Genomic DNA, 26,030 nt, shown 5'->3' with positions numbered 1-26,030 from the left:
GGGGACGGGCCCGGTCGCAATGCCCCGGGTCGCCCCTCCTTCGTTGGGTGCTGAGGGTCAGACGTCGTAGGGATCGATCATCGAGTCGCTAGCATCCCCCGCCATCGGCTCGACCTCGTGCCATACACGGACCACGCGACCGCTCGGGAGCCTCTCCAGGCTCATTACCACCGGAATCGCCTTCTGGAACGCTCCGACGGCCTCCTCCTGCGCCGTGGAGAGCGTCCTGGTGGCAACGAGGGGTCCCGCGTGATCCGGGCCCAGGTACACCCGCTTCGTCACGCCGTTGACCTTGCGGATGTCCAGCTTCCATCCGAGCACCTTGAGCGCGTTCGAGACCCGGATCCGGTCGCTGTGGTCTGCGTCCTTCACCTTGATTTCCAGAATGTCGGAGAGCACGTCCTCGATAGTCGTTTCCTTGAGAAGGCGGGTCTGGAGACCCGCCGCGATCAGGGGCTCCCAGGTGTCGGCTCGACGCCGCTTGTCCTGCTCGATGGCGAGCAGCTTCTCCTCCTCGTCCGTCGGCCACCACTGTTCGCCCTGCTGGAAGCGGGCGTGCGCCTCCGCCCAGAGCTGATCTCGATCGCGGCGGAGCCCATCGAGATCGATCTTCGGCGAAGTCACACCGCACGTGACCGGAAGGTACCGACGGTTCCCGGTAGGATCACTGAGGTATTGCTGGTCGTTGGTCGTGAGGCCGAGGACGCACTGCCGCTTGAGCAGGATCTTGCGGTTGCTGTACTTGGGCACGATCTCGTCTTCGTCCTTGGTCACGAACTCCTTGAGGTGCCGAGCGTCCGCCTTCGTGAGGATCGACCCCTCGTCAAAAACGAAGATCCACGATCCTTGGAGCTTCATGGCGGCCTCCTTGTTCTGGAGATCGTCCTGCGTGGCATCCGAGTACCACTCGCCGCCGAGCACCTTGAACGCACTAGTCTTCTTCACGGCCTGATCGCCTTCAAGAACGAGCATGAGGTCGGCCTTGCAGCCCGGCCTCTCGACGCGAGCGGCGGCCGAAATCATCCACACTCGGGAGACGATCCGGTGGTATTCCCGCAGCAAGGGATCGGCCGCGAAGTACGTCTCCATCATGGAGTCGAGCCGAGGGACGCCATCCCACGTGAGGCCGCGGAGGTACTCACGGACCGGATGAAATCGGTGATCCATCCCCACGACGGTGAGCGCCGCCTGGACCTTCTTCTCGGGCAGGTCGACGATGTCGTGCGCCCGGGTGAGATAGCCGGAGAGACGCGTGTCATCGGCATCCGACCACGGATCGCCCACCTTGGTGTTCTTCGCGTCCGGGTAGACGTCGGCCCATGGTGGAGCCGTTCGAAAAATCACACACTGCTTGAACTCGTCGTAAGCGACGAGTCCCTTGAGCTTCGAGTCATGACGCAGAGCGATCTCGACGTTGTACGCGACGGGCTTGACGACGCCAGAGGAGGTCGTTCGCAGCTCGGACTTCCACTCGGGTCCCTCTTCCTTCGCGCGGGCAGACAACTTCTCGGAGAACGTCGTGACAGCTCCCTTGAGCGCCGCCCTCGAGATGTCGCAGGACTTCGCGATGGCTGCGGCCATATCTAGCGCCCTATCACCTCCCACGTTGAGGCACGCCTGGAAGAAGAGGTCGTCCAGTAGAGGAGCTGCCGCCTCGGATCGAGCTGCACGAAGGTTAATGCCCTTGATCGCGAGGGCGATCCGCTTGTTCGGATCGGCGGGGACGGCCTCATCGACGAGCTCCTGGAACGCCATCTCCCCGTTCCTCGAGATGAAGTCATCCGGTCCCTGGTCGTGCTCCGTGAAGAACTCGCCCTTCTCGATCTCGACCTCCGTGCTGTGTCGGTAGGGGATCCGGACGAGCCACACGTCGGCGCCCTCCTGAGCGAGAGCCTTCCAGACGTAGCTCGCCCCGAGAGCCACCATCACGTTGTTCGAGACGCCGGCGTCGAAGACGATGAACGTCTTGCGGCCCTTCCAGTTGACCCGTTTCATCTCCTTGGTCGCGACGATCTCTTCATGCTCGCGCAGCTCCTTGGGATCGTGGCATCCAGCAAGGACGCCGCCGAGCCCGAGAGATGCATACCCATGACACGTGAGCGAGATCGCCTTGAGCGGAGCCTCGGTCACGTAGAGGGGGATCGACGTGTCTGCCGCAGCGTCGAGAGCCTCTGGCGTCCAGTAGGGGACGACCCTGACGCCCGCCTGAGCGAGGTAGCGCGGGATCTCGTGGGACGACATCCCGTCGTCCGAGTAGACCGTGGTCTTATCGACTCGGATGCGGATGCGCTCAATCTTGTCGAGCGCGGCCGGGTACGGGATCGCGATCCCGGTGGTACCCGCGTAGTGCGGGAGGCCCTTGTACCTCGGCTCCACGCCGAGCTTCCTGAGCTTCTCCTCCCACTTGTCTTTGCGCGGGAATGTGACGCTGTAGAGTCCCACCCGCTCGGCGTACTCAGCCGTGATGGCCCTCGCCTGGAGGATGTCGGAGTGCTCCGCCCAGAGGCGTGGCTTATCATTGCTGCGTCCTGGTGTAGTGCTATGATCGTCAGACACGTTAGTACCCCATGTCGACCCGGCCCCGCATGGCAGCAGGCCGGGTCGACGTCCATTGGGGCCCCGTCTCGTGGAGCCCGTGGAGCGCTGGGGTAGCCGCGTCCCAGGTGCCCCCTCCCGTGCGGTGGTTCCGGCGGTGTTCCGGCCGGGGAGGGGATCGGCGAGCCTTGTCCGCCGTTACCGGCGGACGGCGAGCGACTCTATATCAGCCGGTAGGCTGCTCCTTTGCCGTCCGCTCTTCGAGAGCGTCGAGCGCCCTCGCCACGGCCTCGCCGAACGTCACGTCGAGACGAGCGGCTGCGAGCCGGAGGCGAAGGTGCGTGTCCTCGGAGAGGCGGACGAGGCGGTTGCTCCGGTCTTCCGTCTTCATGCAGGGAGTGTAAACCCGGATAACGGGCATGCCACGGAAATCGTACGTCCAGAGTGCGAATCTTCGACTCGTACTCTCTGTTCAGTAGCTGTACGGTCGAACGCTTCCAGAATTTCCCGGTTACGGTTACGGTTACAATCCTCCTCTGAAGACATTGATCCTCGTTTTACAGGGGGGAGGTACAACGATGATCCACCCCCCTGTAAAACGGATCTCGTAAGAGTGCAGAGGGGGCTCGTAACCGTAACCGTAACCAGATTTCGGCCAAAAACGGCCAATCAGCCCACGGCGCCCCCTCGTCGGCGCCGTGGACGCGCATGCCCTCGGGAGCTCGACCGTCTCTGGCCGTTCCGGCACTCCCCGGGCCCGATGCTTGCCATTTCATGACGCGCACGACGCAATGCGTTATGGTTGAAGGGCTGGATGCTTGCCCCGAGCTCCGGTAAGCTCCGTGTCCGCATGTACTCGACGTACCGCAAGATCGAGACGTTCGCTGACGTACCCTCGGCGGGACCGCTCGACGCCAAGGTTCGCGAAACCCACAGGCTCGATTTCAAGGAGACCGCCTCGCCCGAAAAGACCGCCGAGCACGCGAAGGACATGGCCGCGTTCGCGAATACGTTTGGCGGAGTGATCCTTATAGGCTCGAGGGTGGACGCCGGGATCGTTGAGCACCCGGGGATCTCTCGTCCCCATGCCGCCCGGCTGGCGGAGGTCTACGAGCAGGCGGCGAAGGAGATGTGCTCACCGTCGCCCGTCGTCAACGCCATCATCATCACCGTGCCGGGGAATTCCCAGGTGCTCCTAGCCGTGAACATCGATCCCTTCATCGAGGGGCCTATTGGCGCAAAGTTGAAGGAGCAGGATGCCTGGGTCTTCCCTGTCCGTGAGGCCAGCCACACGAAATACCTCAAGCCGAACGAGCTACCCATGTACATGAGCCCTAAGGTCCGCCGAACGCTTCTTCTGCTCGGCTGCATTCGTGATGGAGCTTCTATTCAGCTATGGATGCAACCGAAGGGCGAGACTGCAAACAAAAACCGCTACAGCGAACTTGTTCATGGTCCCCTGCCTCTTGAGGCCCGAGATGCAATCAAGGGAGCCGTGGAGCTCGCCAAAAATTCGGTGCATTTCGGGTTATCAGAGCCCAATCATTTGAATATGCAGCTGGTCGTTTGTGCGCCGTTGACCGACATAGAGGATGTTTGGCAAGCACACGACGACAAATGGAACATTCGCTTGGGTGGTCGTATCATCACCCCTCCAACTGGATCGAAATCCTTGGAAGTGCGCTACTGTCCTGTCGTCCGCTGATCCTCCGGACGAGCGATAACGTTCTCCGACGACGGCAGGCCCACCAGCCTCGCTCACCGCGCTTCCTCATGGGTGTCCTCCTCCCCTCCCGGGATGAGCTTGGCCGGCCCACCCGGGCGCGTGTGCCCCTCGGAGGGCGGCCGAGCTCTCCGAGGAGCTCCGGCCGAGCTCACCCGGTGCCGAAGCCTGAAGCGAAGCAAGTGTGACGCATTGCATCATGAGATGCGTCATGGCGGAGGGGCTGGATGCGGGACGCAGGCAGGCGTAGTGGATCGGGCATGAACGAGATCGACGGCAAGCACGTGATGGTTCTATTTCGCAAACCGCTCAAGGTGGGCAACCTTCACGCCACCGGCGTGAACGGTACCAGCGGGGGTGTTGGTACGCTCATCCCGATCAATAGGATCACCAAGGTCTGGGGGCTGGAGGGCGAGGACATCACCGATGCCTCCGGACTTAAGGGGAAGACACTCGTGGTCAACAGGAGGTCCGTCAACACGATCGTGGTTGCTGACGACTGAGGACGGGGGACGTCCCGTCCAGCTCCGCCATCGACATCGATCCCCCCTCGTCCTGCCCCTCGTGCCTATCCATCTCGGCTGGAGCAGGTTCCGCCGCTGACGCGGACGATGCAGTACGTTGCCTGCGTCACGTCCAGCGAGAGGGCGCCGTGGGTGTCGCGCTGATGACACCCACGGCGTTTCGGCTGGGGAGCGACTCGCTCAGGCTGTATCCATCGCGCGTAGAGAGGGCCGCAACGGATCATGGGCCAGCACTCTGGATTCATCACACTTCCATTCCCGAACTTGTCTGCCATTCTTTCCTCATCAGCCAGTGCGGAAAGATACCGGTGTTCGATCCCCGCCTCCGCATCGACGAAGGACACGACCAAGCTCGAACCCTGGGATCCGACGTGTGAGGAGGAGATCGACAAGCTTACGGACGCCTTCAACCGAGATCAGCCGAAGCTAGACGCCCTCCCTACCGACGAACGAGAACGTCACCACGCGGTCATCGACGCATTTGTAGATCTATTTCATATCATTATGATCTATTTAAAAGGATTTGATGAGATCCTTGGCTACGGCAACGAACGATTGGCGCGCGAAGTCGGCACCGAATGCGTGAAATGGGTGAAGGGTCGCCCATCATGGCGAAGCACGGCACGAATTTCTGGAATTGTGGCCACCCACAGCTGCTCGATCTTGGAAGAGTACATCGTCTACAAGGCCAAGAAGAAGTTAACTCCGACATTCATTTCGGAGCGTGGTGCCGAGCTCGTAAATCGTTGGCATGCGTCCGCAGCGAAACCCAAAAAGCACGATGGGATCCGGAAGGCATTGATGAAGGCTATAAAACCGTCTGTCTTTGCAGAGCCTTCGGCATGGGCGGGTGCGGTCTGTGATGTCTTTTCGATCGGGATGGCGCCTAGCGTTGAGAGTACCCTGTTGTGCATGATCAATTACCGAAACCTCTACGTTCACGAACCGCAAAGCGCATTTAAGGCCAGCCTCCACCCTTTTGAGATGACGGCATGGAGCAAGGCGGCGTTCGTGTTCGCACACGACTTGGCTCTCGCCCCCTGAACTGCCCTCCGCACCCGACCAACAGGCCGCACCCATCTGCACCAGGCTCACGGCCTCGTCGTCCCGCTCCTCGCTGCTCCGCGGCGGGACCAGCCCCACATGCCCGGGCCGCCTCGAGCGTCAGCCAGCCTCCTTATTTCCGGGAACGCGGCCGGGGTTCGCCTGTGTCGCTTCCTCTCCGCTTCCAGTCGATCCGCTTCCTGCTGAATCAGATGTGGCATCCTTCGGCGCGTCCGCGGGGCGGGCATCGAGGACCTCAGCGTTGAAGCCTTTTCGCTGGGCAGCCGCACAAAGGGCACGAACGTAAACATCGTTCGCATCGGGGAAGCTCAGGCGAGCCAGCTCGATACCTGCCGTCGTGAGCCGGTAGATGTGACCTACCAAATGATTCCTAGTAGGAGGGGCATGGATGTGAACGATCCTGCCTCGGTAAGCTAGCTTCCAGGAAAGCGGCTCTGCAAAACCTCCTCTCATGAATTCATGTTCCTGTAGAAGCCTGAGGTCGACGAGCTTTCTCGCTTCGAACACACTGACATCCGCTTCCTTCCGGAACTCTGGGTCGTTCGGGAGAACAATCTCGCCCTGATTGGTGCAAAAACCACAGTACTTTTGAAAGAGCTGAGCATCTGCCGACGTCATGTTGCGAAGGGTTTCGATCGTTAGGAGAGAGAACGTTCCGGGTCGAGCGATCTCTCCCGCCAGGAGTTTTCCCCAGAGGCGCTGCATGTCTGCTTTCGAGACATCCTTCACATTGTCGAAGATGCGCGCGTACACATCGGGATCGACTGGCTCGTCGGAAACCTGGGCGTGGGCAGGGAGCGCCTTGATCGTTTCTTGCGTCACCTGCTTGATGTTGTGGAGGCGCCTTTCCTCGACGAACTGGAACGGGCCACGGTGCGCTGAGGCCAGAGCTGCCGCCTCAGGTTCCTCCCAGATGACCTCGAAGTCGGCCTCAGCGATCTCTTCTGGCACAGCGAGCTCGGATCTCAGATTCTGCTCGAGCAACCCGATCTCATGCTCGCCTTGGATCAGGACCTTCCGCTCGTCGATGGTCGAGCGGGATTCAATGATCTTCACCTCGGCATCCGCTCTTGCGGAGATCAGTTTCACCTTGGCATCGGCTTCCGCTGCGATGATCCTTGCCGCGGATTCTTCTTCTGCCTTCTTGCGGACAATCTTCACGCCGAAGTAGCTCTTGAGCATGCCGAAGAGCTTGTTGATACCCTTGAGATCGGCCTTGACGTTTGCGTTGACGGTGAGGAGGGAAGGCATGGCATCGGGGAGGCTACCCTAGCCTCGGCGGTGGAGGGAGACCCAGCGCGCCCCCGTCGTCCACCCTCCTCGTGCTCCACGTGGCCGAGGAGCTCCTCGCCCCCGTCGTCCAGCTCCCCGTCTGCGGCGGGCACGCCCGGGCACGTCGTCCGGCTTCCGGACCGGCGGCCCCTGACCTTCCGGTCAGTGTCCCGAAAAATGGAAATTCGACCACGACCGCGGCCGGTTGACAACCCACTGAAATTTCGAAGGTTCTCGCTTCTGCTTGTTCACAATGTGATTTTTCTTACGTTGATCGGGGCGCCCCTCGCTCTGTAGGCGGGGCATGAGTAAGCCGAGGGGCCGGAAGGCCCACCAGAAGAGCACCTCCGTCAACATCAACCCCGTCAACGCCGCCGATCCGGACGACCTCCCGTCCTACTGGGACGCGTTGCGACTGCCGCCATGCCCTGCCCCTTCCCAGCCGGAGCCGGAGCCCGAACCGGAGGCCGCCCCCACCCAGCTCCCTCGTTTCCCCCGGTTGATCCTGTTCGCTCAGAATCTGAGGCGCCGTACCCTCCCGCTCCCTCAGTACCTGGCAGTGCATGAGGTGATCCGCGTCCTCGGTCGGCGGGAGAGAGAGGGACTGCGTTCTGCATCCCGGGCTCTTCGGCAGCCGCAGTACCGGGTGGTGGCTACCTGCCTCTTCCTGGGCCTGATGGCGAGGATCGTCGAGGATGACCCCGACCTCGACGACGCCCTCACCACAAATGACGCCGTCGTTGCTTTCTTCATCGGCTTCGCTGAGATCTTCGGTCACCTGCCGAACGGCGTCAGGTTCCCCCGTCCGGTGTAGCCCCGCCGGCGATCGACACCCGCGGTCACGCCCCCTCTCGGACCCATTCCGAGAGGGGGCTTTCTTCTTCCGTATCCCTCGTCGACATGAAATCTTGACGTGGGGAATCCGTAATTGCTTGTTTGTTCGATTTCGTACGTCATACTTCCAGACGTACGATGGCTTGTGCTATTTGCAGACATGAAGCTCGTGCGGAGATCGAACGAATCCTCCGAACCAACGAGATGTCGCTCCGAAAGTGCGCTCGGAAGTACGGCATTTCCGATCACACGACCGTCGATCGGCACAAGAAGCACTGCATGCCGAAGGCCCGCATCGTTCCGATCAGCCAGTACGAGGGCGAAGAGGACGACATCCCCGTCCAGCGGACGAGGCGCACCCCCCTCACCACCAAGCAGATCGATCTCTCTGGCAAATCGGCCAAGGAACGCCTCGAAACCCTGCTCGATCTCACCGTGGGTTTGGTCAACACAGGGCCGGAATTCAGCCGTCTTGAAGCCCTGAAGCAGGCCAAGGCGCTGATCCTCGACATCGATTCGATCGAGAAGGTCGAGCAGCCCGCAACCCAAAAGGGTCCTGACGCCTCGGCCCTAACCGCTTCGATCCTGGACAAGCTCGACAAGCTTCAAGGTTCGGCGTCCCAGACCGACGCCGAACCGACTTCACTTCCTTCAGAGAGCGCCGCCCCCGCAGTTCATTGAGGTTCTGGCCTATGAGTGCGATGTACTACCCGACGGGCACGAGCAACCTTACCGACAGCCATGGCAAGCAGCAGGTGATGCCAGCCGTCGCGGCTGACCGGTCCCTTCGAGTCACGGTTCAGCAGCCGACCGCCTCCCCGAAGCCCGCCCGGATCGCTAGGGTCGTCCATCTGGCCTCGGCCACCCTTCCAGCGTCCGGCGCGTGGACCAACCAGGCGGCGTACGCGATCCCCGATGGCGTCTCCGCCGTCAGCTTCATCACTACCTACACAAGGGGAGTTGCGAACGGTCAGCCCAAGTTCCGCATCCTCGTGGGGAACGGCACGGAGGAGGGCGACATCAGCGTCATCGACCCGATGGTCACGGCGTCTCAGCCGTTCGGCCTCCAGAGCGCGTACGCACAGGTGGTCCTCGGGACCGTACCCCAGGACGGCAACCCGGTCAGCCGCGAGCTCACCGTCCTCGTACGCGGCGGCTGGACATCGATCCGGATGATCGCGGCCGAGCACGGCGTGACGGCAACGCCAGGGACGCTCGCCATCGCACTGACGGCGGCCTACTGACCATGATCCGCAGCTCCGTCGCGCAGCCCATCGGAGATCCCCTCGAGGGATACCGGAGCCAGGGGATCTCCCCGGTGGTCGCCCCCGGCCTAACCCACTGGTTTCGAGGTGACCGCGTGAGCCTTAGCGCGGGCAAGGTCTCCTCGTGGCTGGACCTCTCCGGGCGGGGCAATTCGGCGACGCAGGGATCGGGGTCGGCACAGCCGACCTGGGTCGATGGCGCCATGAACGGCAGGCCCGTCGTCCGGTTCGACGGGACCAACACCTTTCTCTCCGCTCCGATCGGGCCAGCAGCAGCTCCACGGACGTATATCTTCGCGTTCAGCTCGACCCGGGGGACGTCGAATCGGGTCTTCGATCATGCGACGACGACGTACCCGATTTTCGGGTTCTACTTCGACGGATCACGACAGCTCTACTTGGGTTCCGCGAACAACTACAAATATTTCTCGACGAGCCCCAAGCCGAGCGACGGGGTCCCGCACGTCTGTGCGCTGACGATCACCGGGATCGGCCAGAACGACATCGCGAACGCGGCCTTCTATATCGATGGGGCCGCGATCACCCCGAACACACCCATAACGACGAGTTCACCGAACGCGACCGTCTCGACGATGCTGCTCGGCGGGTCGACCAATCGCTTCCTCGGGGACATCGCCGAGTTCGCCATCTACGACCGCGCGCTCTCGAATGAGGAGAGGGCTCGGATCGAAGTCTACTTCATGACCAGCTACGGGGTTACCTGATGTATATCGTCTTTACTTCAGAGGCCGCTGCGCACGAGTTCCTTGCGGTCGTCGATGCCGGGCTCGGGTACCCGATCCCAAGCATTCACCCGATCACGAAGGAGATCGTCGGGTGGACCACCACGTGGGCCATCCCAATGAAGCATCCGGAGCGGGATGAGTGGGCGATCCCCTACGGCCCCGAGATCGCTGCTTGGTTGGGCGATCACGTGCCGGTGGAGATCGACGAGACGTGGTGGCCTCCCGTGTGGATTCCGCCGGGTTGATCCCCAATCATCAGATGTAGATCGGATCATAGCTTCGTCATCCCAGACCGCGGCGAGGCTCCAACAGTGAAGAAGCGCTCGATACACCACGACGACCTCGAATGGCTCTTCTGGAACTGCGAGTCCGAGATGGGCTTCAAGTCGAACTTCAACTCGCTGATCCTTGCGTCCAAGTACGGGACGAAGCGGACCCGGATCGAGGACGGTGAGCTCGTCAACGGCGTCATGGAAGACATCCACAACGAGGATGCCATGATCGACGCCCTCGACACCCGTAGGGCCCTCGGCCGCATGGCTGCGGCGGCGAAGAACCGCCGGGTGATGGCCATCTACTGCGCCCTCCCGCCGCGGGCCAAGGCCGTGCTGGAGGCGTACTACGAGCCCCGGCAGTACCCGCCCGAGGTCCGGGAGGTCTTCGGAGGCCTGGCCGGCGTCCTCCACCTCACGAGGACGGCGCAGGGGATCAAGCGGTTCACCCCGGCATGGGTGGCTTCGGCGGTCGTCCGCAAGGACCCCATCGTCCGGCAGCTCCAGCAGGAGGCATCCTCCCTCTACCAGGCCGCCCTCGCCGCCTACGATCGACGGGCCAAGCACCTACGAGCTCGGGAGCAGGAGGCCGTCAGCCTGTGAACCGCCTCCTCAGCGTCGACCAGGTAGCGCAGATCCTCAACATGGATCACCTCGAGCACCGCTTCGTCCAGCGGCGGCTCAGGGTGTACGCCGCGGAGCGGCAGACGGAGTTCCAGTTCTTCAGGCTCGGGAAGTTCTACTACACGACCTTGGAGGATCTCCGGCGGCTCATCCCCGAGCTCTTCGCGCACGAGGAGCGGGACGCCGACTCGATGCGCTCCAGGATCGAGGCCCTCGTCCTTGAGGTGAAGGCCCTCAAGCGGAAGACCGAGGTTCTTGAGAACACGCTCTTCCGCCTTCAGACCGAAGCCAAGAAGGGGGCATGAAGGCGCGGCTGTGGAACCCGGAGGGCGAGTCCCGGGCGTCCCAGCTCGCCTCACGACCCGCTCACGAGCGGCAACGGTTCCTCGCGTCCTTGAGCCCGGAGGAGCTCGATGCTCTTCCGCACTGCTGGCCTTTTTGGGCCCGACCGCGACAGCTCCCACCGCCCTCGGTGGACGTGAGCATCCCCGACTGCCCCGAATGGCGCTATTGGGTCGTCTTCGCAGGCCGTCGCTGGGGTAAGTCCAGGACCGCGGCTGAGTGGATTCGCCATCGAGTTGAAACGGGCAACGCCCGCCGGATTCTCCTCGCCGGCCCAAACTATCAGGACGTCCGCAAGATCCAGGTCGGTGGTCTACAGGCTGTATTCCCGCCCGAACGCCGCCCAAGATACATCCAATCGAACCTTGAGCTTCGCTTCTGGCCGTACACCGACGACGCTCCTGTGGCGGATATTCGCACGAGCGAGAAGCCCGACGGCTTCCGCGGCTTCGAGTGGGACACGGGGTGGGTCGATGAGTTCGCCTCGTTCTACAGCATCGACGACTGTTGGTTGCTCATGAACCCGGCGCTGTCAGGGATGACTCCAAAGGGCGGCAACCCCCAGGCGATCTTCACGACGACGCCACGAAACAAGAAGGTCCTCCATGACCTCTTGGACGATCCGCGCACTGTCCTTACACAGGGGGCATCAAGGGACAACCTTAAGAACCTCCCGCCTGGAACGATCGAGGCGATCGAGTTCATCTACGGTGACTCCGACCTCGCTGGCCAGGAGCTGCTCGGCCAACTCCTTGGGAATGAGCCCGGAGCGCTCTTCCGCAAGAAATGGTTCGACGACAATCGAGCGTCGGCCCCGCTCCGCTTCAAGCGCAAGATCGTCGCCGTCGACACCTCGGGATCCGGCAAGGAGACGGCCGCGGAATGTGGAATCATTCTCATGGGACTCTCCGAAGGCGGCCAGACCGCGTACATGCTCGGGGATTACAGCCTCCGAGCTTCGCCTGAGGAGTGGGCGAAGGAGATGTATAGGGTCTATCAGGAGCACGGGGCGAACGAGATCCTCTACGAGAGCAATTACGGTGGCGAGCTGATCCCCACGATGTTCCGCCAGATGAAGCTGAGCGCCAAGTTCAAGCCCGTCCCGGCGAAGGGAACCAAGGCTGAGCGCGCTCAACCGATCTCAGCTTTGACACAGGGCGGGAAGATCAAATTCGCCTCGACCTTCAAGGAGTTCGAGATGCAGTGCTGCACCTGGACCCCCCGTGACAAGCGCTCGCCCGATCGGATGGACGCCTACGTCCATGGGGTGACTGAGCTATTTCCCGCGATCCAGGTGGCGAGGGGTAAGCTCGAGATCCCCGGCTTCTGGTGATTTCTCGCCAGGTCGTGCGAATTCGCGCATGGGCATACACGAAATGATGCGTGCGGTACGGCACGCTCTCGAAGCGGCATCCCTGCTGCGACCCCGAGCTGTTCCGTCGGTACGACGCCCTCTACAGGGGCGGCTCGGCCTTCAGGAAAGCCATCGGCTCGTTCCTGTTCCAGAACCCTCTGGAGCCCGCCGAGGCGTACCAGCTCCGGAAGCGAGAGGCGGCCTACCGCAGCTACGTCGGCCCGATCATCGACTTCTTCGCCGCGCAGCTCTTCTCCTCGCCGTTCCTTGTGAGGGCGACCCGGGACGGCGAGACCCAGGCCCCGGACCCCTTCTACGCCGAGCTGCGGGAGGACGTCGACCTCGCCGGGACCGACCTCGTGGCGTTCATGAAGGGCCGCTTCACCACGGCCCTGGTGAAGGGCTGCTCGTGGTGGCTGGCGGAGCTGCCCGACGACGGTGGGCTCCCCGTCGAGTCAAAGGTGGACTGGGAGGCCCGAGGGCTCGGCCGGGTTCGGCTCTGCCCCCTCGAGCCCGACGACGTCCTCGACTGGGAGTGCGACGACTACGGGCAGCTCATCTGGATCATCACGCACAGGCGCGAGATGCGTCGGGACGATCCCCGTACGGAGCGGACCATCGTCACCGAGACCTGGCGGATCTTCGATCGTGAGACCGTCGAGACGTTCCGGATCCAGTACGATCCCAAGAAGCGGAAGCTGAGCCCGGAGGACGAGATCCCCAGCCTCGGCGCCGTCCCCCACAGGTTCACCCGGGTGCCGCTCATCTGCATGAGGCTGCCCGAGGGCCTCTGGCTCATGAACCGGGCGGCCGATGCTCAGATCGAGCACTTTAGGCTGAGCGCCGCCATGGGGTGGGCAATTAAGCGCACCTGCTATCCGATGGCGGTCTTCAAATCGAAGGACCCGCAGAACCCTCCTGTGACGGGTGCCGGCTACCTCCAGATGATCTCTACGGAGGAGAGCTTCGAGTGGGTCTCCCCCTCGACTGCGTCCTTCGACATCCTCCAAAGCGAGATCGCCGCTCAGAAGGACGAGATCTACCGGATCGCCCAGCAGATGGCCGCCAGCGTCAATAACTCAGCCGCAGCGTTGACCCGCTCCGGTGAGTCCAAGCAGGCGGACATGGCGGCGACCGAGATCTGCCTCCATGCGTACGCCACCGAGGTCAAGGAAGCCATCGAGGAAACCTTCGAGCTGATCTCCGATGGCCGAGGGGACACCGATCTCCGCTTCAGCATCGAGGGGATGGACAAGTTCAACCTCGACGCCGTGACGGTCACGCTCACGAACATTCAGACGGCCAAGACCCTCGGCATTCCGAGTCCAACGCTCCACCGAGAGCTCGGGATGAAGGCGGCGGACCTCCTGCTGCCGAACGCCTCGCAAGAGGTGAAAGACCTCATCCGTGAGGAGATCGAGAACGCGGAGGTGCAGACCTCGCAGCCGACTCCCACCACGGAAACGGACGAGGAGCAATCCTCGGACGACGCGAGCGAGGACGCGCAATCCTCGCAACCCCACGGTTCAGGCTCCGACCTGAACTGACATAGCGCTGTTCCCCTACGGCCGGGGAGCAGGGCGGAGGACCCAAAATGGCTGACGTGCAGACCGACGCACAGGTCACGACCGATCCGAAGGGCGGAGATGCATCCGCCGAGTTCGACCAGCGGCTCTTGAACCACGTGAACGCTGCGGTGGGATCGCAGCTCAAGCGCATCGTCCCGAAGTTCCTTGAGGAGGCCCTCGGACCTCACATCACATCGCTGAGGGAGCAGCTTCAGCCGAAGCCAGAGCCCAAGGAAAAGGGCGCTCCGTCGGCTGTGGATCCCGAGATCTCGAAGCAGATCGAGGATCTCCGGACCCAGCTCAAGAAGGAGCGGGAGACCACTGCGCGGGAGCGTCGGGCAGCACGTGAGGAGAAGGCGTTCGCCGAACTCCGAAGCGAGCTGAACGGCAAGGTCCGGCCCGAGGCCGTCGATACGGTGGCGAAGCTCCTGTTCCACGCCGACCGGCGTGTGGTCGTCGGCGATGACGGATCGCTCGCGTTCAAGCACGGCGACGCTGAGTACGACCTTCGTGGCGGCCTCGCTGAGTACCTCAAGAGCAGGGACGCTGCGATGTTCCTGCCCGCTCCTGGGTACGGACAGCCGCCGAAAAAGCCTGGCCTGAAGGTCCCGAGTCGAGCCCCGGGCGACAAGCCGCCTGCGGCCGAGGATCCCATGAGTCGGACCCTCCGCATGCTGGGGAAGCTCGAGGCGAAGGCCGGCGAGAAGATCCTCTGATTCCAGCAGCAAACACTTTCTTTTTTCAAGGTGACTTAACATGGCTGATACGCTGCAAACGCTGGCGCTGATCGTCCTCGCGCAGAACTACCGCGGGGATATCGTTCGCCAAGTCAACCGCCAGTCTGTGGCGCTCAAGGTTCTTCCTTTCGTTCGAGGCGAGGGGAAGAACGTGGCCTTCGTGCCCGAGGGTTCGGGCGTCGTAGCTGAGAACTACGCCGAGGGTGCGGACGCCGAGAACTTCGGCTCGGACTCGCAGGTGGGTGCAACCCTTCACTGGGCGATGTACAGGGCCAACTTCCACGTCAGCGGGCTGGCGGAAGCCACGGCGGCGACCTCGGCCACGCCGGAAGGGAACCTGCGCCTCTGGGCTCGCAACATGGTGAACGGGGCGGCTGCCCTCGCCTCGCTCATCAACGGGGCGATCTACACGGGAGCTGGCACCGGCACGCTCCTGACCGGTTTCGATGCCGCGATCGGTTCTGCGAGCAACACGTACGCGGGGATCGACCGCTCCCAGGTGGGGAACGCGTTCTTCAGGCCGAACGTCTTCGCTCCCGGCTCGGCCACGGCCCTCACGTTCGATCTTCTGCGATCGGACCTCTCGACCATCTACCAGGCGTGCGGCACGCGTCCCGATGTCGCGTTCGTCCATCCCAACGTCTACAACAAGATCGGCGCTCTGTTCGACGCTCAGAAGTTCTACGTGATCCCGACGCAGCAGGAGATCATGACCTCCCGCGGGAAGGTCTCCCTGGAGGGCGGACCCGGCGCCATCAGCTTCGAGGGCTGCAAGTTCATCGAGGACAAGGACGCAACGGACGGGAAGATCTACTACGTCAACACGAACCACGCTCGGATCGAGTACCTGCCTGTCGACCTGTCCACCATCCCCGGCCTCGACGACGAGGTGATGGACATCACGGCCGATGACGGCTTCGGCGTCACGCCTCTCGGCATCCGTCTGGAGATGCTCTCCAAGACGGGCGATTCCGACAAGGCCCAGATGAAGACGTACCTCCAGCTCGTCGTGGATCGCCCCAACGCCTGCGGTATCCGCAGCAACATCGCCTGAGCGGACTGAGGTCACGACATGGCTACCTCCATTCGCAGGCTCACGCGGCTCGAGGCTGAGCAGGCCATCGCGGTCCAGAACGCCCTCCGGCTCGATCTGCTCAAGCTCCGCGCTGGCGTGGTCTTCCACGCGGACGCCTCAACCGGCGTCTCGCTGGCGGATCTCACGGCTGGCTCCTCGACGGCAGACCAGGTGGCCTTCACGCTCGCCTGCTCTGCCGCCTACACGGCCCACATCGCTTCCACATGTAGTGCCACCACGGGACAGGGGGCCCACCTGGCGGCGGATGCGACGAACGTCCTGACGACGCCCAACCCGACGGACCTCACCTCGTGCAACGCGAGGATGAACGAGATCAAGGCGGACTACAACCTCCACCGTGCCTCGACGACCTTCCACCCGGTGGCCGACTCGACGAACACGGTGACCGCTGCGGACGCGACCAATGCGGCCTCACTGGCGACACTTGGTAATGCGGTGAAGGTCGCTCTGAACGCCCACTTCGCCGCAGCGTTCACGCATCAGGCAACCCTGCTCGTCTCTCCCTGATCGATGCCGTTCACGTCCGCTGAGGCCACGCAGATACGCCACTTCCTCGGCTACCCCCAGGTGTATCGCCAGAGCAACCCCCGGCTCGAGTCGGCCATCCTCGTCGTCGGAAACGACCCCGACGCGACCGTGCTCGTGCAGGGGCTCCTGGCCAAGATCGAGGCTGTCCGGACCGAGATCCAGGGGACAGCCCTCGCTTCTGCTGGCCTCAAGGCCCTCGATAAGGGCGACGTCGAGCTCTACCCGGACAACCAGCAGACGCGGGGCATGAAGGCCATCGGCCGGACGCACGTGGCCGAGCTCTCCGTCATCATGGGCGTCCCGATCGCCAACGACATCTTCGGGACGCAAGGGTACTCCGGGGACGCCTGGAAGGCCCAGAACGCCAGGCCAACTCTCACGGGGCTCGGCTGAGGCATGAGCGTTCGTACGGCCTTCCTGCCCATCCTCGATAAGTACCGAGGCATGCTCGACACGGTGTGGGATCTCCGGCGGTACGACGTCGTGGTGAGGATCAACACGTGGACCCCTGGGACCCTTCCGGGGGCTCAGGGTTCGACGAAGGGGCCTGTCGACACCCCGCTCCTGGTCAACGGCGGCCGCGTCAAGGTCGAGCAGCTCACACAGCGAGACATCATCGCGTCCGGCGGGCTCTATCAGGATCAGGACCTCAAGATCGGCCCGCTGACGCCTCCGTACACGAACGCGCAGGGGCTACCAGCCGGCACGAACCCCACGGTGTTCGATCCGGTGATATCCGGCAGCAACACCGAGGTGCTCTTCAAGATCACCGGGCCCGGATACCCCACCGGAGCCTGGTTCAAGAAGATCGGGCAGGAGCTGCCCAAGGCGAACTTCGCCTACTACCTCATCGTGAGGAAGACCGCCGCTCAGCATGTCTGACCCGTTCGAGGAACTCATCACAGAGATCGACCGGGCCGTTGAGGCGGGCCTCGACAAGGCGGCCGAGAGAGGGGCCGGCTTCGCGGGGCTCGCCACCAAGGGTGAACTCGCCCGGTCGATCCAGGCGAAGCGGACCGGACAGTTCGAGCGGGAGATCTCGACGGACAAGCACTACGCCGGGTTCGTCGAGAATGGCCGCCCCGGCTTCAAGATGAAGACGAAGGTCCTCCACTTCTTCGTCAACGGAGAGGAAGTGTTCGCCCGCAGCGTGGGCCCGGCGAAAGCCCGGCCGTTCATGGCTCCGGCGGCGAAGTTCCTCGACGCGGAGGGCCCGGCCATCGTCGAGCAGGAGCTTCGGCAGGTGCTCCGGTGAGCTACGCTGGCTTCCGTATCGGTCAGTTCACGTCGCCCCTGACGAGCGCGACGACGAACAGCCTGCTCCAGGACGCCGACCCGGCGCTCCACACCGCGCTCGCCTACTACCAGGCGATGCTCTCGACCCACCTGGGGGCGAGGTTCAACGCCGAGGTCACCAGGGCGGGGCTTCCTGAACTCACGGGCAGGATCTCCACGCTGGCCATCCCGTACGACCCGCTGCCGTTCCTGACCCAGGCGCAGTTCACGCCGCCCTTCCTGGCTCTGTTCGTCGTCTCGGAGCGGCCCAGCGAGAAGACGAGCAACTGGTATCACCTGGAGGAGAGCTGGAAGCTCCAGTGGGTCCTGCCGCCTCTGGGCCCGGCCCAGTACCTCCAGCTCTACCCGTTTCTCCGGGCCGTCGCGAAGGTCATCCTGGACCGAACGGAGCAGGGGTACGACCCGACGTACCAGAGCGGCGCCCTGGTGTTCGACGTCGCCGGCATCGAGGAGATCAAGATCTCCGAGGCTCGCTACGGCTCCCTTCAGAGCCTGAACACGGAGCTCTTCTTCCCGACCGTCGAGATGGATCTGACCGTCTTCGAACGGAGGATGGAAGCGCCCGGCGTGGAGAACCTCACCGAGATCGGCGGGACGGTCAGCGTTGCGGACCAGAGCGGATCTCAGACTCTCATCGAGTTCCAAGAGGACGTTACATGAAGCTCAGAGTTCTTCCTGTCGGGACCGCGATGGTCCCGGACTTCGAGGCGATGGAGGCAGGCATCCTCCGGTTCGTCGGCCGCAAGCACGATCCGACGGTCGGAAAGAACGGCGGATGGGTTCCCTCCGAGGAGCCCGTCACCGTCCCCTTCCGGGCTGAATACGTCCAGGAGATTCAGGCGGGGACGCTCGCTCCGGTCGATGAAGAGACGGCCCGAATCTGCGGCGTGTCGTTCAAGGCTCCTGAGGCGAAGAAGCCTCGGTCGAAGCCTGAGTGAACGGCTGATTCTCAACTTTCTTAGGGGAACTCCAACATGACTTCGATCAGCCTCGTCGGCCTGTCCTCAAGCGACCCAATCCCGGGTGAATACGCAGAGGTGAACTTCGCCCAGGGTGAAGCCTCCCTTGGAACGGGCGTCTACCCGGCGCTCCTCCTGGGCGGGAAGACCTCTGCGGGCTCTGCAACCGCGAACACGGTGATCTACGGGCCCGACACCCCGGTCTCGATGAGCACCGAGTCAGACGTGATCGCGCTCTTCGGACCCGGCTCCGAGCTGCACCGGATGTGGCGCAGGTACACAGCGGTCAATACGACGACCCCCGTCTACGCCATCGCCATCCCCGAGGGGTCGAGCCCGGGAGCCGCGACGGGAACGATCACGTTCACCAACTCGGCGACCGGAGCTGCCACGGGCCGGATCTACGTCGGCGATGAGTTCTGCGAGTTCGGGATCGCGACCGGCGACTCGGTGACCACCATCGCGGTCGCCGCAAAGAACGCCATGAACGCGAAGACCCACTGGCCGGTGACGGCGGACAACTCTGCTGGGGTCCTGACGATCACGGCCAAGCAGGCCGGCCTGCGGTCCAACTTCGTCCGCTACTTCGCGCAGATCCGGCCGAGCGGGGTCGGCACCACGGTCAGCCCGACGGCCTCGACGCTCACCTCGAGCGGGGCGGTCTCGGATAGCAACGCCACGGCCCTGGCTACGATCCTGGCCAAGAGGTTCTACTACATCGTCTCCGCCGCGGAGGACTCGACCCAGCTCACCGCCCTCCTCAGCCAGGTGAACACCCAGGCGCTCGCGGTCACCGGGATCCGGCAGCGGGTCTTCGCCGGCTCGGTGGACACCCTCTCGAACGCCATCGCCATCAGCACGGCCCTCAACGGGGCCCGCGCTGAGCTCGTGTGGCTTGCCCAGAGCGACGTGCCTCCCTGCGAGCTGGCCGCCAACATGGCGGCCGTCTACGCCCTGGAGGAGGCGCCCCTTGTCCCCCGCCTGAACTTCAGCTCGTACGGCGACGACGCGAAGACCCAGACGAACTGGAAGGTGAAGGCGCCCCTCTCCGGGGCCGCTCCGACCAGGGCTCAGATCCTCAGCGCTCTGAACTCCGGCCTCACGCCGATCGGCGTCAGGACGAGCGGGGCGACCTACCTCGTGAAGCGCATCACGACGCGGTTCCTGAACGGGTCGAATGTGGATCACCGCATTCGAGACGCCCACAAGGTCACCATCTGCGACCGCTACACGGACGACCTGATCGCCAAGGCCGCTGCTTCGCTCCGCGGCAAGCAGATCGCCGACGACCCGAAGAAGAACGAGCCGGTCCCCGGTCCGACGGTGGTCACCCCCCGCGTGTTGAAGGCGCTGATCAACCGTGTCACCCGAGACTACGGCGAGAACGACCTGCTCCAGCGTGTGGGCGAGATCATCAACGGGACGCTCGCTATCCGGGAAGCGTCTCCAACCACCAGGCTTTCGGCGCAGATCCCGCTCCAGCCGATCGACATCCTGGATCAGGTCGCCCTCCAAGTGAACCAGGTGGCCTGATTCCCGGCGGCTTCGTTCCAATTCGAGCACTTCCTTACACGAACAGGACTTAGAACATGGCTAACCTCGACCTTTACACGAAGGCGCAGGTCTACGTGAACAGCGCGCTGCTTGCGGAGGAAGCCTCTGTCTCCATCAAGCGGAGCACCGGCGCACAGCAGGTCAAGACCGTCGCCAAGGGGTTCGCAGGTCTCTCGCCGGGTTCGCCGATGTGTGAGATCTCGGTGAGCAACGCCGTCCCATCGGCTGACTTCGAGCTCGACCCCGGGCAGTTCATGAAGGACCTCGAGGTGGTCGAGGTGACCATCTTCGCCGCGGGCCGGACGGCGACGACCAAGGGCTTCATCACCGACGACAACTTCAGCCACGCGGTCGACACGGCCAGCAAGCTCGACTTCACGTTCGTCGGCCAGTTCCCCGAGTGGGACTGAGGTGTTAGATGGCTTCCTTTGCGCAGTATACAAACGCGACTGTCACCTTGAAGGGGGCGTCCCTTGAGGATGTGACGGCCGTCACAGTCAAGCGGCATGGCTCCAAGACCCGCATCACCGTGGTCAGCGCTGTCCCAGCGGCTGGCTTCGAGGTGCTCTGGGGGGAGAGCAAGGAGCCCGTCCAGGTCTCCGTCTCCGCGGCAGGCAAGACCATCGAGGTTCTTGGAAGCGTTGTCGAAGACTGCTTCTCGTACTCCGTCGCTTCCGGCGCACAGTACAGCTTCACCCTGGAAGCCGACGCCACGTCCTGGCAGTGACCATCTGACGTAACCGGGGACCAGACCTCCTCGGCCGCGCACATCACAACCTAATGCACTCGGGGTCGTCTACCCTGAGTGACTACCCTGCGGGAGCGACTGCTGGGGATGGCGTGGTCTGGACGCCCTCTTCACGGTCGCTCCCGCTTTTTTTCGTTCCTGAGGTCAGCCAGACATGATGCCTCCCCCCGAATCCGAGATCTCCGCGGCCGAGCTGTGGCTTCAGATCACGTCGGTCCCTCGTCCGTACCGCCTCGTGCCCTTCCCGAGGAAGGCCCCGGACGGGAAGGCGATCGGCGAGATCGCCATGGTGGTGCTCACGCAGGAGGAGTCGATGGCCGCCACGGCTTCGACGGAGCGCTTCGTGAGGAAGATGCTGAAGGAGCAGGGGGCGCTCCCTCAGAACGGCGAGGTCTCGGCCGGCTACTCGACGCTCTTCGAGAACCGGTGCTCATGTGAGGTGCTCTTCCGGGCCTGCAAGCGGAAGGAGGACATCTCCCGGCCGTTCTTCCCCAGCATCGAGGCCGTCGCCCAGAAGCTCACGACGGACGAAATCGGCGTCCTCATGTTCAACTACACGAGGGTGCAGAGCGAGCTTGGACCCATCGTGGGCAAGATGAGCCAAGAGGAGATGGACGCCTGGATCGAGCGGCTGGCCGTAGGAGGCAGCTCGTTCCCTTTAGATTCCTTGTCATTGGCAGCTCGGAGTCAGCTCATGCTGTATATGGCCTCCCAGTTGTACAGCTCACGGATGGCCAGCTCCTCGCCTGGTACGCAGCCAGAGACCGTTACCTGAAGAAGCAACAGGCGGCGAAGTAGATGTCGACTCCCGTTTCGATCATCCTCCGGGCCGAAGGGGTTGCCGAGGTTCATTCGGCGATCCGCGGCATCCGGCAGGCGTGGGTCGAGATGGAGCAGGAGGCGACCGCCGCTGCTCTCCGGGAGTCCAAGAAGCGCATCGACATCTACAAGGCGGAGCTCGACGCCGAGCGGAACGCCAGGCGCGATTCGAGGAGGAGACGAGACCACGATGATCTGGACCGGGCCTTCGGCCGATCGGGTCCGTCTGCTCGGTCAGCGATCACAGGGACGAATACAGGATCCACGGTCCTCGACTCCTTCATGAAGGGAGAGGGGCTCGCCGGCGTGGCGAAAGCCGCTGGGGTTGCCGGCGTTGCCATCGCGTCGCTGAGCAAGGCGATCGATCTCGCAGCAGCCGCCCTGAAGCAGTTCGCCAGCTTCGTCCTCAGTGACGTCATCAAGCCGTCGCTCGAGCTGGAGACGGCCGCGGTCCAGATGGCCAACAACTCGGGCGGGAAGCTCACGGCAAAGGAGATCGAGAACAGCGTCCGGGCCACCTCGATCCGAAGCAACATGGATCCGATGGCCATCCTGAAGGCCGCTGGAGACTTCCAGGACCTGACGGGTGATCCGAAGCTGAGCTTGGGCATCATGAACTCGGTGGCCACGATCGCGAAGGGGCGCGGCTTCGAGCTTCCCGTCATGACCAACATGCTCGGTACCCTTTGGAAGCCGGGCATGCAGCAGGGCGAGCTGGAAAACCTCATGCTCACGCTCATCGCGCAAGGTGAGAAAGAGGGGAGCAGCATCACCTTCGGGAAGCTGGCCGGTCTTGGTGGACGATTTACCGCGCCGACGCAGAGCTTCGCTGGGGACTACGGGACCAGGATTGCCATGGCGGGAGCGCTGCTACAGACGACCAAACCCAAGATGGGGTCTGAGGCGTACGCGGCGACTGGTCTCGCTCGGTTCACGTCCGAGAGCTTGCAGTTCGCCAAGGCTTTCGCGCCCGACTCCATCATGAAGGACGAGAGCGGGGTCGAGAAGATCGTTGACCCTGCCAAGCTCATCGCGGACATCTACCGGAAGACATCCGGCAACGTCGGAGCCCTCAAGGACATTGGGTACAAGAACGTAATCTCAAGGAACTTCATCGGCTCCTACAAGGAGACGTTCGACGCGGCGTTCGACAAGGCACGGGCGTCAGGCAAGAGCGAGAAGGACTCGCGCGAGGAGGCAGCTCAGGCCGTCGAGCAGTTCATCAAGGGCTTCGTCACCGCGAACACGACGATGGCGGACGAGGAGAAGAAGCGGAACGCCGTCCTCCAGACCAGTGGTGAGAAGTGGGAAACCGCGATGAACCAGATCAAGGAGAAGCTCCTTGAGATCATGCCGACGGTTCAAGGTTTCATCGACGACTTCGCTAAGGCTGCTCCAGATATCGCCGACGCTGCCCTCACCCTAGCCAATGCCCTGCTCTGGGTGGCGGACATCATCCGCAGCATCCTGAAGCCCTTTGCCTCCTCGGACGACGACCCTGTGGAGCCAGGCCGGCGCGGCAAGTACGAGCTCAACCCGGAGAGCGGCCAGCTCGAATTCGTTGCTGCCTCGCAGCTTCGGAAGACCGACGACGTTCTGAACCCGCTCGGGCTCACGAAGGACGAGCAGCGGAACCTCGGAGCACGATTGGCTCTCCCGAAGTCGGAATCCAAGCCGAGCGAGCCCTCGCCTCAGCCTCCTGACCTTGGGACCGTAGGCGGTCCGCTTCGGCTCAACCTCGAGAAGGTAGACGTCAACGCCGACAAGACTGCGGACAAGCTGGACCGCCTGAACAAGTCGCTCGACGACTTTCACTCCCAGATCAATGCGATCAACCGTAGTGAGCCCTTCACCAAGCGCTGATGGCCGCTGACGTTCTATCCCAACTGCTCGGAGCCTCGTGGCGTGGCATCTCTGTGCCGGCCATCCTGGTAACGACGAAGGGCGGACACGGGGTCGTTGCGCACAAGCGGATGGACCGGGACGGGTGGCTCATAGAGAACACCGGGCGCAATAGCGCGATGTTCAGCTTCAAGATCCCCTTCGTCAACACGATTACGCGGGGGCCGAACGAGACATGGAGCGAGCTGTACCCCAAGACGTACAGAGAGTTCACGGCGGCCCTTGAGGATCGGCAGCCGGGCACCTTGGTGCACCCGGACTACGGCGAGCGGCTGTGCTCCACGGTCGACTGGGAGGTTGTTCTCGACCCCGACTTCCGCGGCGGACCCACCGTTCAGGTGACTTGGATGGAGACGGCGGACGAGGACAAGGCATTCGCCGGCCTGAGCTCCGACTTCGCTATTGCTGCTTCTTCGGCTGTGGAGCTGGACAACATCGTCGGCATCCTCCCCCCGGCTCAGAAGCCGAACCTGGACGGTTTCGGGTCCTTCACCGAGTTTGTTCGCAGTCTTCAAGCCGTCGGGGACCAGATCGACCTCGCGAGGTCGAAGGCCGTCGCGAAGATCGATCGCGTCGTCTCCCAGGTGCGCCGGCTGGAGGATACCTACGGACGGGTGAACGTTGGGTTCCGGGACACGTCGAACCGCTTCATCTCGGCCATGCACTCGATCCAGCAGTCGCTGGCGACGAAGTCCACGGACAAAGGCTTCTACGTCATCCCGAAGTCCACGACGGTCACCTCGGTGGCCCTTCGGTTCAGGAACTCCGTGACCGAGATCCTGAGCCTCAACCCTCTGCTGGCTGGGTCGCCTGTCGTCTCGGCACACACGGCGATTCGCTACTACATCAAGTGAGCCATGCCACTGCGTGATGGGCAGAGCGCGCTCGACCAGGTCGTCCTACGGCTCCCGGACGAGGGGATCGAGATCAGGAACTGGACGAGCTACAGGTTCACCCAGAACTTTCAGATCCCAACGCCAGCATGGTCGTTTACCCTGCCGCCATCGGTAGCCGGGGGAGGCTACAGTAGCTTCGACGATCCCGAGCCCACGGGCGCTTCAGGCCCAGGGAAGGAGCTCCTCACGGGGATACAGACCGGAGCACGGGTGGAGATCTCCCTCAACGATCGTCTTCAGTGCACGGGGTACATCGAGAAAGTCACGTCGGAGGTGACGCCAAATGGCGGAACCCTCTACACGATCGAGGGGCGCGACATCCTCGGTCCCGTCGTTGATGCCTGCATCGACCCGGCCTACAAGTTCACATCGGGTTCCACGATCCTCGATTGCATCCTCGGCGTTCTCGCGCCCTTCGGGATCGATACCGTGTACACGACCGACGACCTCAACGTCTCGGTCATCACAGGGCTGCCTAAGGGGGCTTCGGGGACACGTCAGAAGGTCAAGGTGAAGATCCCGAAGCGGGTAGCCAGGGCTGACGGGACCATCGAGCTTCAGTACGACACGAAGGACAGTACGGTCGTGGTTGATGCGCGCCGTCGTGACCTCAGGCGGATCACCGTCAAGCAGATCAAGCCAAAGATGGGTGAAGGTGTCTTCGCCTTCCTTGACCGGATCCTGCGCCGGTTCGGGCTGATGATCTGGGCCGCGGCCGATGGTAGCGGCGTTGTCGTAGACGCGGCGACGTTCGACACGTCGACCATGATCCACAGGATCACACATCGCAACGGTTTGACCGACGAGAACAACGTCCTCACAGGTTCCGTTGTACGAGACGTCACCGGCCAGCCGAGTCTCATCGTCGGCTTCGCCACGGGCGGTGGGCAGGCGGCGGACAAGACGCGGAACAAGGTCATCATGGTGAACGAACTCGTAGCCTACGAGTACGACGCAGATCTTAACCTGAAGCCGATCGATCTCGTGCAAGACATCAAGGCGCGGTACAAGGGCGCCAAGGTGATCCCTCCGCGTGAAGAGGTGATCGGTCTCGAATTCCTTGGGAAACATCGTCCCGCCCCGATGTTTATCAAGGATGACGAAAGCTACGACATGGAGCAGCTGGAGTCCTTCATCAAAAGGAAGATGGCCGAGCTCCAACAGAAGTCGCTCGTCGCGACGTACGAGGTGGCTGGCCACACCTACAGGAACTGCCCTTGGGCGGTGAACACGATGGTCGACGTGTTCGATGAGGTCCAGGACGTGATGGAGCCCATGTGGTGCGTCGAGAAGACGTTCAAGAAGTCACGCGCAGGCGGGACCACCACCACGATCAAGCTCATTCGGCCCAAGACCTTCCAGATCAACTGA

At 63.0% G+C, this 26,030-nt stretch carries 30 protein-coding genes; 27 read left to right on the top strand and 3 right to left on the bottom strand.

Annotation, left to right across the window (positions count from 1 at the left end):
- Window positions 1-57 precede the first annotated feature (57 nt).
- A complete protein-coding gene (locus WMF27_RS20715) occupies window positions 58-2,556 on the bottom strand; it encodes a VapE domain-containing protein (RefSeq protein WP_437767158.1) in 2,499 nt (832 codons plus the stop codon).
- 205 nt (window positions 2,557-2,761) lie between these two features.
- Entirely contained in the window at window positions 2,762-2,926 is a 165-nt protein-coding gene (locus WMF27_RS20710; protein ID WP_437767159.1) for a hypothetical protein, read from the bottom strand.
- 459 nt (window positions 2,927-3,385) lie between these two features.
- On the opposite strand from WMF27_RS20710, the gene WMF27_RS20705 reads away from it, so the two are divergent.
- From WMF27_RS20705 to WMF27_RS20695, 3 genes are all read left to right on the top strand, one after another.
- Window positions 3,386-4,240, top strand: coding sequence for an AlbA family DNA-binding domain-containing protein (locus WMF27_RS20705; protein WP_437767160.1), 855 nt, complete (start codon window positions 3,386-3,388; stop codon window positions 4,238-4,240).
- A gap of 278 nt (window positions 4,241-4,518) precedes the next feature.
- Window positions 4,519-4,761 carry a hypothetical protein gene (locus tag WMF27_RS20700; protein ID WP_437767161.1) on the top strand — a complete coding sequence of 81 codons (243 nt, stop codon included), beginning with the start codon at window positions 4,519-4,521 and terminating at the stop codon, window positions 4,759-4,761.
- 243 nt (window positions 4,762-5,004) lie between these two features.
- On the top strand, window positions 5,005-5,826 hold the full coding sequence (locus WMF27_RS20695; protein ID WP_437767162.1) for a hypothetical protein: 822 nt from the start codon (window positions 5,005-5,007) through the stop codon (window positions 5,824-5,826).
- Between the two features lie 120 nt (window positions 5,827-5,946).
- On the opposite strand, the gene WMF27_RS20690 is transcribed toward WMF27_RS20695, so the two are convergent.
- A complete protein-coding gene (locus WMF27_RS20690; protein WP_437767163.1) occupies window positions 5,947-7,098 on the bottom strand; it encodes a DUF2806 domain-containing protein in 1,152 nt (383 codons plus the stop codon).
- A gap of 325 nt (window positions 7,099-7,423) precedes the next feature.
- Here WMF27_RS20690 and WMF27_RS20685 point away from each other — a divergent pair, with 325 nt between their 5' ends.
- From WMF27_RS20685 to WMF27_RS20570, 24 genes are all read left to right on the top strand, one after another.
- Window positions 7,424-7,933 (top strand): hypothetical protein, encoded by a 510-nt coding sequence (locus WMF27_RS20685; protein WP_437767164.1) that lies wholly within the window; start codon window positions 7,424-7,426, stop codon window positions 7,931-7,933.
- Between the two features lie 299 nt (window positions 7,934-8,232).
- Window positions 8,233-8,634 (top strand): hypothetical protein, encoded by a 402-nt coding sequence (locus WMF27_RS20680; protein ID WP_437767165.1) that lies wholly within the window; start codon window positions 8,233-8,235, stop codon window positions 8,632-8,634.
- A 20-nt stretch (window positions 8,635-8,654) separates the two neighbouring features.
- Entirely contained in the window at window positions 8,655-9,197 is a 543-nt protein-coding gene (locus WMF27_RS20675) for a hypothetical protein (protein WP_437767166.1), read from the top strand.
- A gap of 116 nt (window positions 9,198-9,313) precedes the next feature.
- Complete coding sequence (locus WMF27_RS20670; RefSeq protein ID WP_437767167.1) at window positions 9,314-9,943, top strand: LamG-like jellyroll fold domain-containing protein; 630 nt, start codon at window positions 9,314-9,316, stop codon at window positions 9,941-9,943.
- Window positions 9,943-10,209, top strand: coding sequence for a hypothetical protein (locus WMF27_RS20665; protein WP_437767168.1), 267 nt, complete (start codon window positions 9,943-9,945; stop codon window positions 10,207-10,209). The genes WMF27_RS20670 and WMF27_RS20665 overlap by 1 nt, the downstream gene beginning before the upstream one ends.
- 66 nt (window positions 10,210-10,275) lie before the next feature.
- A complete protein-coding gene (locus WMF27_RS20660) occupies window positions 10,276-10,839 on the top strand; it encodes a hypothetical protein (protein WP_437767169.1) in 564 nt (187 codons plus the stop codon).
- Window positions 10,836-11,165 (top strand): hypothetical protein, encoded by a 330-nt coding sequence (locus tag WMF27_RS20655; protein ID WP_437767170.1) that lies wholly within the window; start codon window positions 10,836-10,838, stop codon window positions 11,163-11,165. Before WMF27_RS20660 ends, WMF27_RS20655 begins: the two co-directional genes overlap by 4 nt.
- A gap of 173 nt (window positions 11,166-11,338) precedes the next feature.
- On the top strand, window positions 11,339-12,535 hold the full coding sequence (locus tag WMF27_RS20650; protein WP_437767171.1) for a terminase large subunit domain-containing protein: 1,197 nt from the start codon (window positions 11,339-11,341) through the stop codon (window positions 12,533-12,535).
- A gap of 50 nt (window positions 12,536-12,585) precedes the next feature.
- The gene (locus WMF27_RS20645) at window positions 12,586-14,103 is read left to right on the top strand and encodes a DUF4055 domain-containing protein (protein ID WP_437767172.1); all 1,518 of its coding nucleotides are present in this window, start codon (window positions 12,586-12,588) and stop codon (window positions 14,101-14,103) included.
- Window positions 14,104-14,240: 137 nt separating this feature from the next.
- Window positions 14,241-14,840 (top strand): hypothetical protein, encoded by a 600-nt coding sequence (locus tag WMF27_RS20640; protein ID WP_437944437.1) that lies wholly within the window; start codon window positions 14,241-14,243, stop codon window positions 14,838-14,840.
- Window positions 14,841-14,880: 40 nt separating this feature from the next.
- Window positions 14,881-15,915 carry a phage major capsid protein gene (locus WMF27_RS20635; RefSeq protein ID WP_437767174.1) on the top strand — a complete coding sequence of 345 codons (1,035 nt, stop codon included), beginning with the start codon at window positions 14,881-14,883 and terminating at the stop codon, window positions 15,913-15,915.
- A gap of 18 nt (window positions 15,916-15,933) precedes the next feature.
- Entirely contained in the window at window positions 15,934-16,464 is a 531-nt protein-coding gene (locus WMF27_RS20630) for a hypothetical protein (protein WP_437767175.1), read from the top strand.
- 3 nt (window positions 16,465-16,467) lie between these two features.
- Window positions 16,468-16,878 carry a hypothetical protein gene (locus WMF27_RS20625; protein ID WP_437767176.1) on the top strand — a complete coding sequence of 137 codons (411 nt, stop codon included), beginning with the start codon at window positions 16,468-16,470 and terminating at the stop codon, window positions 16,876-16,878.
- 3 nt (window positions 16,879-16,881) lie between these two features.
- Window positions 16,882-17,367: a hypothetical protein gene (locus tag WMF27_RS20620; protein WP_437767177.1), complete on the top strand. Its 486-nt coding sequence runs from the start codon at window positions 16,882-16,884 to the stop codon at window positions 17,365-17,367.
- Window positions 17,360-17,740 carry an HK97 gp10 family phage protein gene (locus tag WMF27_RS20615; RefSeq protein WP_437767178.1) on the top strand — a complete coding sequence of 127 codons (381 nt, stop codon included), beginning with the start codon at window positions 17,360-17,362 and terminating at the stop codon, window positions 17,738-17,740. The genes WMF27_RS20620 and WMF27_RS20615 overlap by 8 nt, the downstream gene beginning before the upstream one ends.
- Window positions 17,737-18,441 (top strand): hypothetical protein, encoded by a 705-nt coding sequence (locus WMF27_RS20610; protein ID WP_437767179.1) that lies wholly within the window; start codon window positions 17,737-17,739, stop codon window positions 18,439-18,441. The genes WMF27_RS20615 and WMF27_RS20610 overlap by 4 nt, the downstream gene beginning before the upstream one ends.
- Window positions 18,438-18,719: a hypothetical protein gene (locus tag WMF27_RS20605; protein ID WP_437767180.1), complete on the top strand. Its 282-nt coding sequence runs from the start codon at window positions 18,438-18,440 to the stop codon at window positions 18,717-18,719. The genes WMF27_RS20610 and WMF27_RS20605 overlap by 4 nt, the downstream gene beginning before the upstream one ends.
- Before the next feature lie 36 nt (window positions 18,720-18,755).
- Window positions 18,756-20,273, top strand: coding sequence for a hypothetical protein (locus WMF27_RS20600; protein ID WP_437767181.1), 1,518 nt, complete (start codon window positions 18,756-18,758; stop codon window positions 20,271-20,273).
- Between the two features lie 56 nt (window positions 20,274-20,329).
- Window positions 20,330-20,704 carry a hypothetical protein gene (locus tag WMF27_RS20595; RefSeq protein ID WP_437767182.1) on the top strand — a complete coding sequence of 125 codons (375 nt, stop codon included), beginning with the start codon at window positions 20,330-20,332 and terminating at the stop codon, window positions 20,702-20,704.
- Between the two features lie 8 nt (window positions 20,705-20,712).
- Window positions 20,713-21,021, top strand: a complete 309-nt coding sequence (locus tag WMF27_RS20590; RefSeq protein ID WP_437767183.1) for a hypothetical protein — start codon at window positions 20,713-20,715, stop codon at window positions 21,019-21,021.
- A 175-nt stretch (window positions 21,022-21,196) separates the two neighbouring features.
- Window positions 21,197-21,817, top strand: coding sequence for a hypothetical protein (locus WMF27_RS20585; RefSeq protein WP_437767184.1), 621 nt, complete (start codon window positions 21,197-21,199; stop codon window positions 21,815-21,817).
- Window positions 21,818-21,840: 23 nt separating this feature from the next.
- Window positions 21,841-23,724: a hypothetical protein gene (locus WMF27_RS20580; RefSeq protein ID WP_437767185.1), complete on the top strand. Its 1,884-nt coding sequence runs from the start codon at window positions 21,841-21,843 to the stop codon at window positions 23,722-23,724.
- A complete protein-coding gene (locus WMF27_RS20575) occupies window positions 23,724-24,617 on the top strand; it encodes a DNA circularization N-terminal domain-containing protein (RefSeq protein WP_437767186.1) in 894 nt (297 codons plus the stop codon). The genes WMF27_RS20580 and WMF27_RS20575 overlap by 1 nt, the downstream gene beginning before the upstream one ends.
- Before the next feature lie 3 nt (window positions 24,618-24,620).
- Window positions 24,621-26,030, top strand: a complete 1,410-nt coding sequence (locus WMF27_RS20570) for a phage baseplate assembly protein (RefSeq protein WP_437767187.1) — start codon at window positions 24,621-24,623, stop codon at window positions 26,028-26,030.

The sequence above is a fragment of the Sorangium sp. So ce281 genome, from assembly GCF_051527395.1.
In the GTDB taxonomy this organism is placed as follows: Bacteria; Myxococcota_A; Polyangia; order Polyangiales; family Polyangiaceae; genus Sorangium; species Sorangium cellulosum_B.
This window is presented reverse-complemented; position numbering and strand designations above follow the sequence as displayed.

What these genes read in the sequence shown, in the direction of transcription:
- WMF27_RS20710 (WP_437767159.1), bottom strand. Translation starts at nt 2,926, where the DNA reads ATGAAGACGGAAGACCGGAGCAACCGCCTCGTCCGCCTCTCCGAGGAC.
- WMF27_RS20705 (WP_437767160.1), top strand. Translation starts at nt 3,386, where the DNA reads ATGTACTCGACGTACCGCAAGATCGAGACGTTCGCTGACGTACCCTCG.
- WMF27_RS20700 (WP_437767161.1), top strand. Translation starts at nt 4,519, where the DNA reads ATGAACGAGATCGACGGCAAGCACGTGATGGTTCTATTTCGCAAACCG.
- WMF27_RS20695 (WP_437767162.1), top strand. Translation starts at nt 5,005, where the DNA reads ATGGGCCAGCACTCTGGATTCATCACACTTCCATTCCCGAACTTGTCT.
- WMF27_RS20690 (WP_437767163.1), bottom strand. Translation starts at nt 7,098, where the DNA reads ATGCCTTCCCTCCTCACCGTCAACGCAAACGTCAAGGCCGATCTCAAG.
- WMF27_RS20685 (WP_437767164.1), top strand. Translation starts at nt 7,424, where the DNA reads ATGAGTAAGCCGAGGGGCCGGAAGGCCCACCAGAAGAGCACCTCCGTC.
- WMF27_RS20680 (WP_437767165.1), top strand. Translation starts at nt 8,233, where the DNA reads ATGCCGAAGGCCCGCATCGTTCCGATCAGCCAGTACGAGGGCGAAGAG.
- WMF27_RS20675 (WP_437767166.1), top strand. Translation starts at nt 8,655, where the DNA reads ATGTACTACCCGACGGGCACGAGCAACCTTACCGACAGCCATGGCAAG.
- WMF27_RS20665 (WP_437767168.1), top strand. Translation starts at nt 9,943, where the DNA reads ATGTATATCGTCTTTACTTCAGAGGCCGCTGCGCACGAGTTCCTTGCG.
- WMF27_RS20635 (WP_437767174.1), top strand. Translation starts at nt 14,881, where the DNA reads ATGGCTGATACGCTGCAAACGCTGGCGCTGATCGTCCTCGCGCAGAAC.
- WMF27_RS20630 (WP_437767175.1), top strand. Translation starts at nt 15,934, where the DNA reads ATGGCTACCTCCATTCGCAGGCTCACGCGGCTCGAGGCTGAGCAGGCC.
- WMF27_RS20625 (WP_437767176.1), top strand. Translation starts at nt 16,468, where the DNA reads ATGCCGTTCACGTCCGCTGAGGCCACGCAGATACGCCACTTCCTCGGC.
- WMF27_RS20620 (WP_437767177.1), top strand. Translation starts at nt 16,882, where the DNA reads ATGAGCGTTCGTACGGCCTTCCTGCCCATCCTCGATAAGTACCGAGGC.
- WMF27_RS20615 (WP_437767178.1), top strand. Translation starts at nt 17,360, where the DNA reads ATGTCTGACCCGTTCGAGGAACTCATCACAGAGATCGACCGGGCCGTT.
- WMF27_RS20605 (WP_437767180.1), top strand. Translation starts at nt 18,438, where the DNA reads ATGAAGCTCAGAGTTCTTCCTGTCGGGACCGCGATGGTCCCGGACTTC.
- WMF27_RS20600 (WP_437767181.1), top strand. Translation starts at nt 18,756, where the DNA reads ATGACTTCGATCAGCCTCGTCGGCCTGTCCTCAAGCGACCCAATCCCG.
- WMF27_RS20595 (WP_437767182.1), top strand. Translation starts at nt 20,330, where the DNA reads ATGGCTAACCTCGACCTTTACACGAAGGCGCAGGTCTACGTGAACAGC.
- WMF27_RS20590 (WP_437767183.1), top strand. Translation starts at nt 20,713, where the DNA reads ATGGCTTCCTTTGCGCAGTATACAAACGCGACTGTCACCTTGAAGGGG.
- WMF27_RS20585 (WP_437767184.1), top strand. Translation starts at nt 21,197, where the DNA reads ATGATGCCTCCCCCCGAATCCGAGATCTCCGCGGCCGAGCTGTGGCTT.
- WMF27_RS20580 (WP_437767185.1), top strand. Translation starts at nt 21,841, where the DNA reads ATGTCGACTCCCGTTTCGATCATCCTCCGGGCCGAAGGGGTTGCCGAG.
- WMF27_RS20575 (WP_437767186.1), top strand. Translation starts at nt 23,724, where the DNA reads ATGGCCGCTGACGTTCTATCCCAACTGCTCGGAGCCTCGTGGCGTGGC.
- WMF27_RS20570 (WP_437767187.1), top strand. Translation starts at nt 24,621, where the DNA reads ATGCCACTGCGTGATGGGCAGAGCGCGCTCGACCAGGTCGTCCTACGG.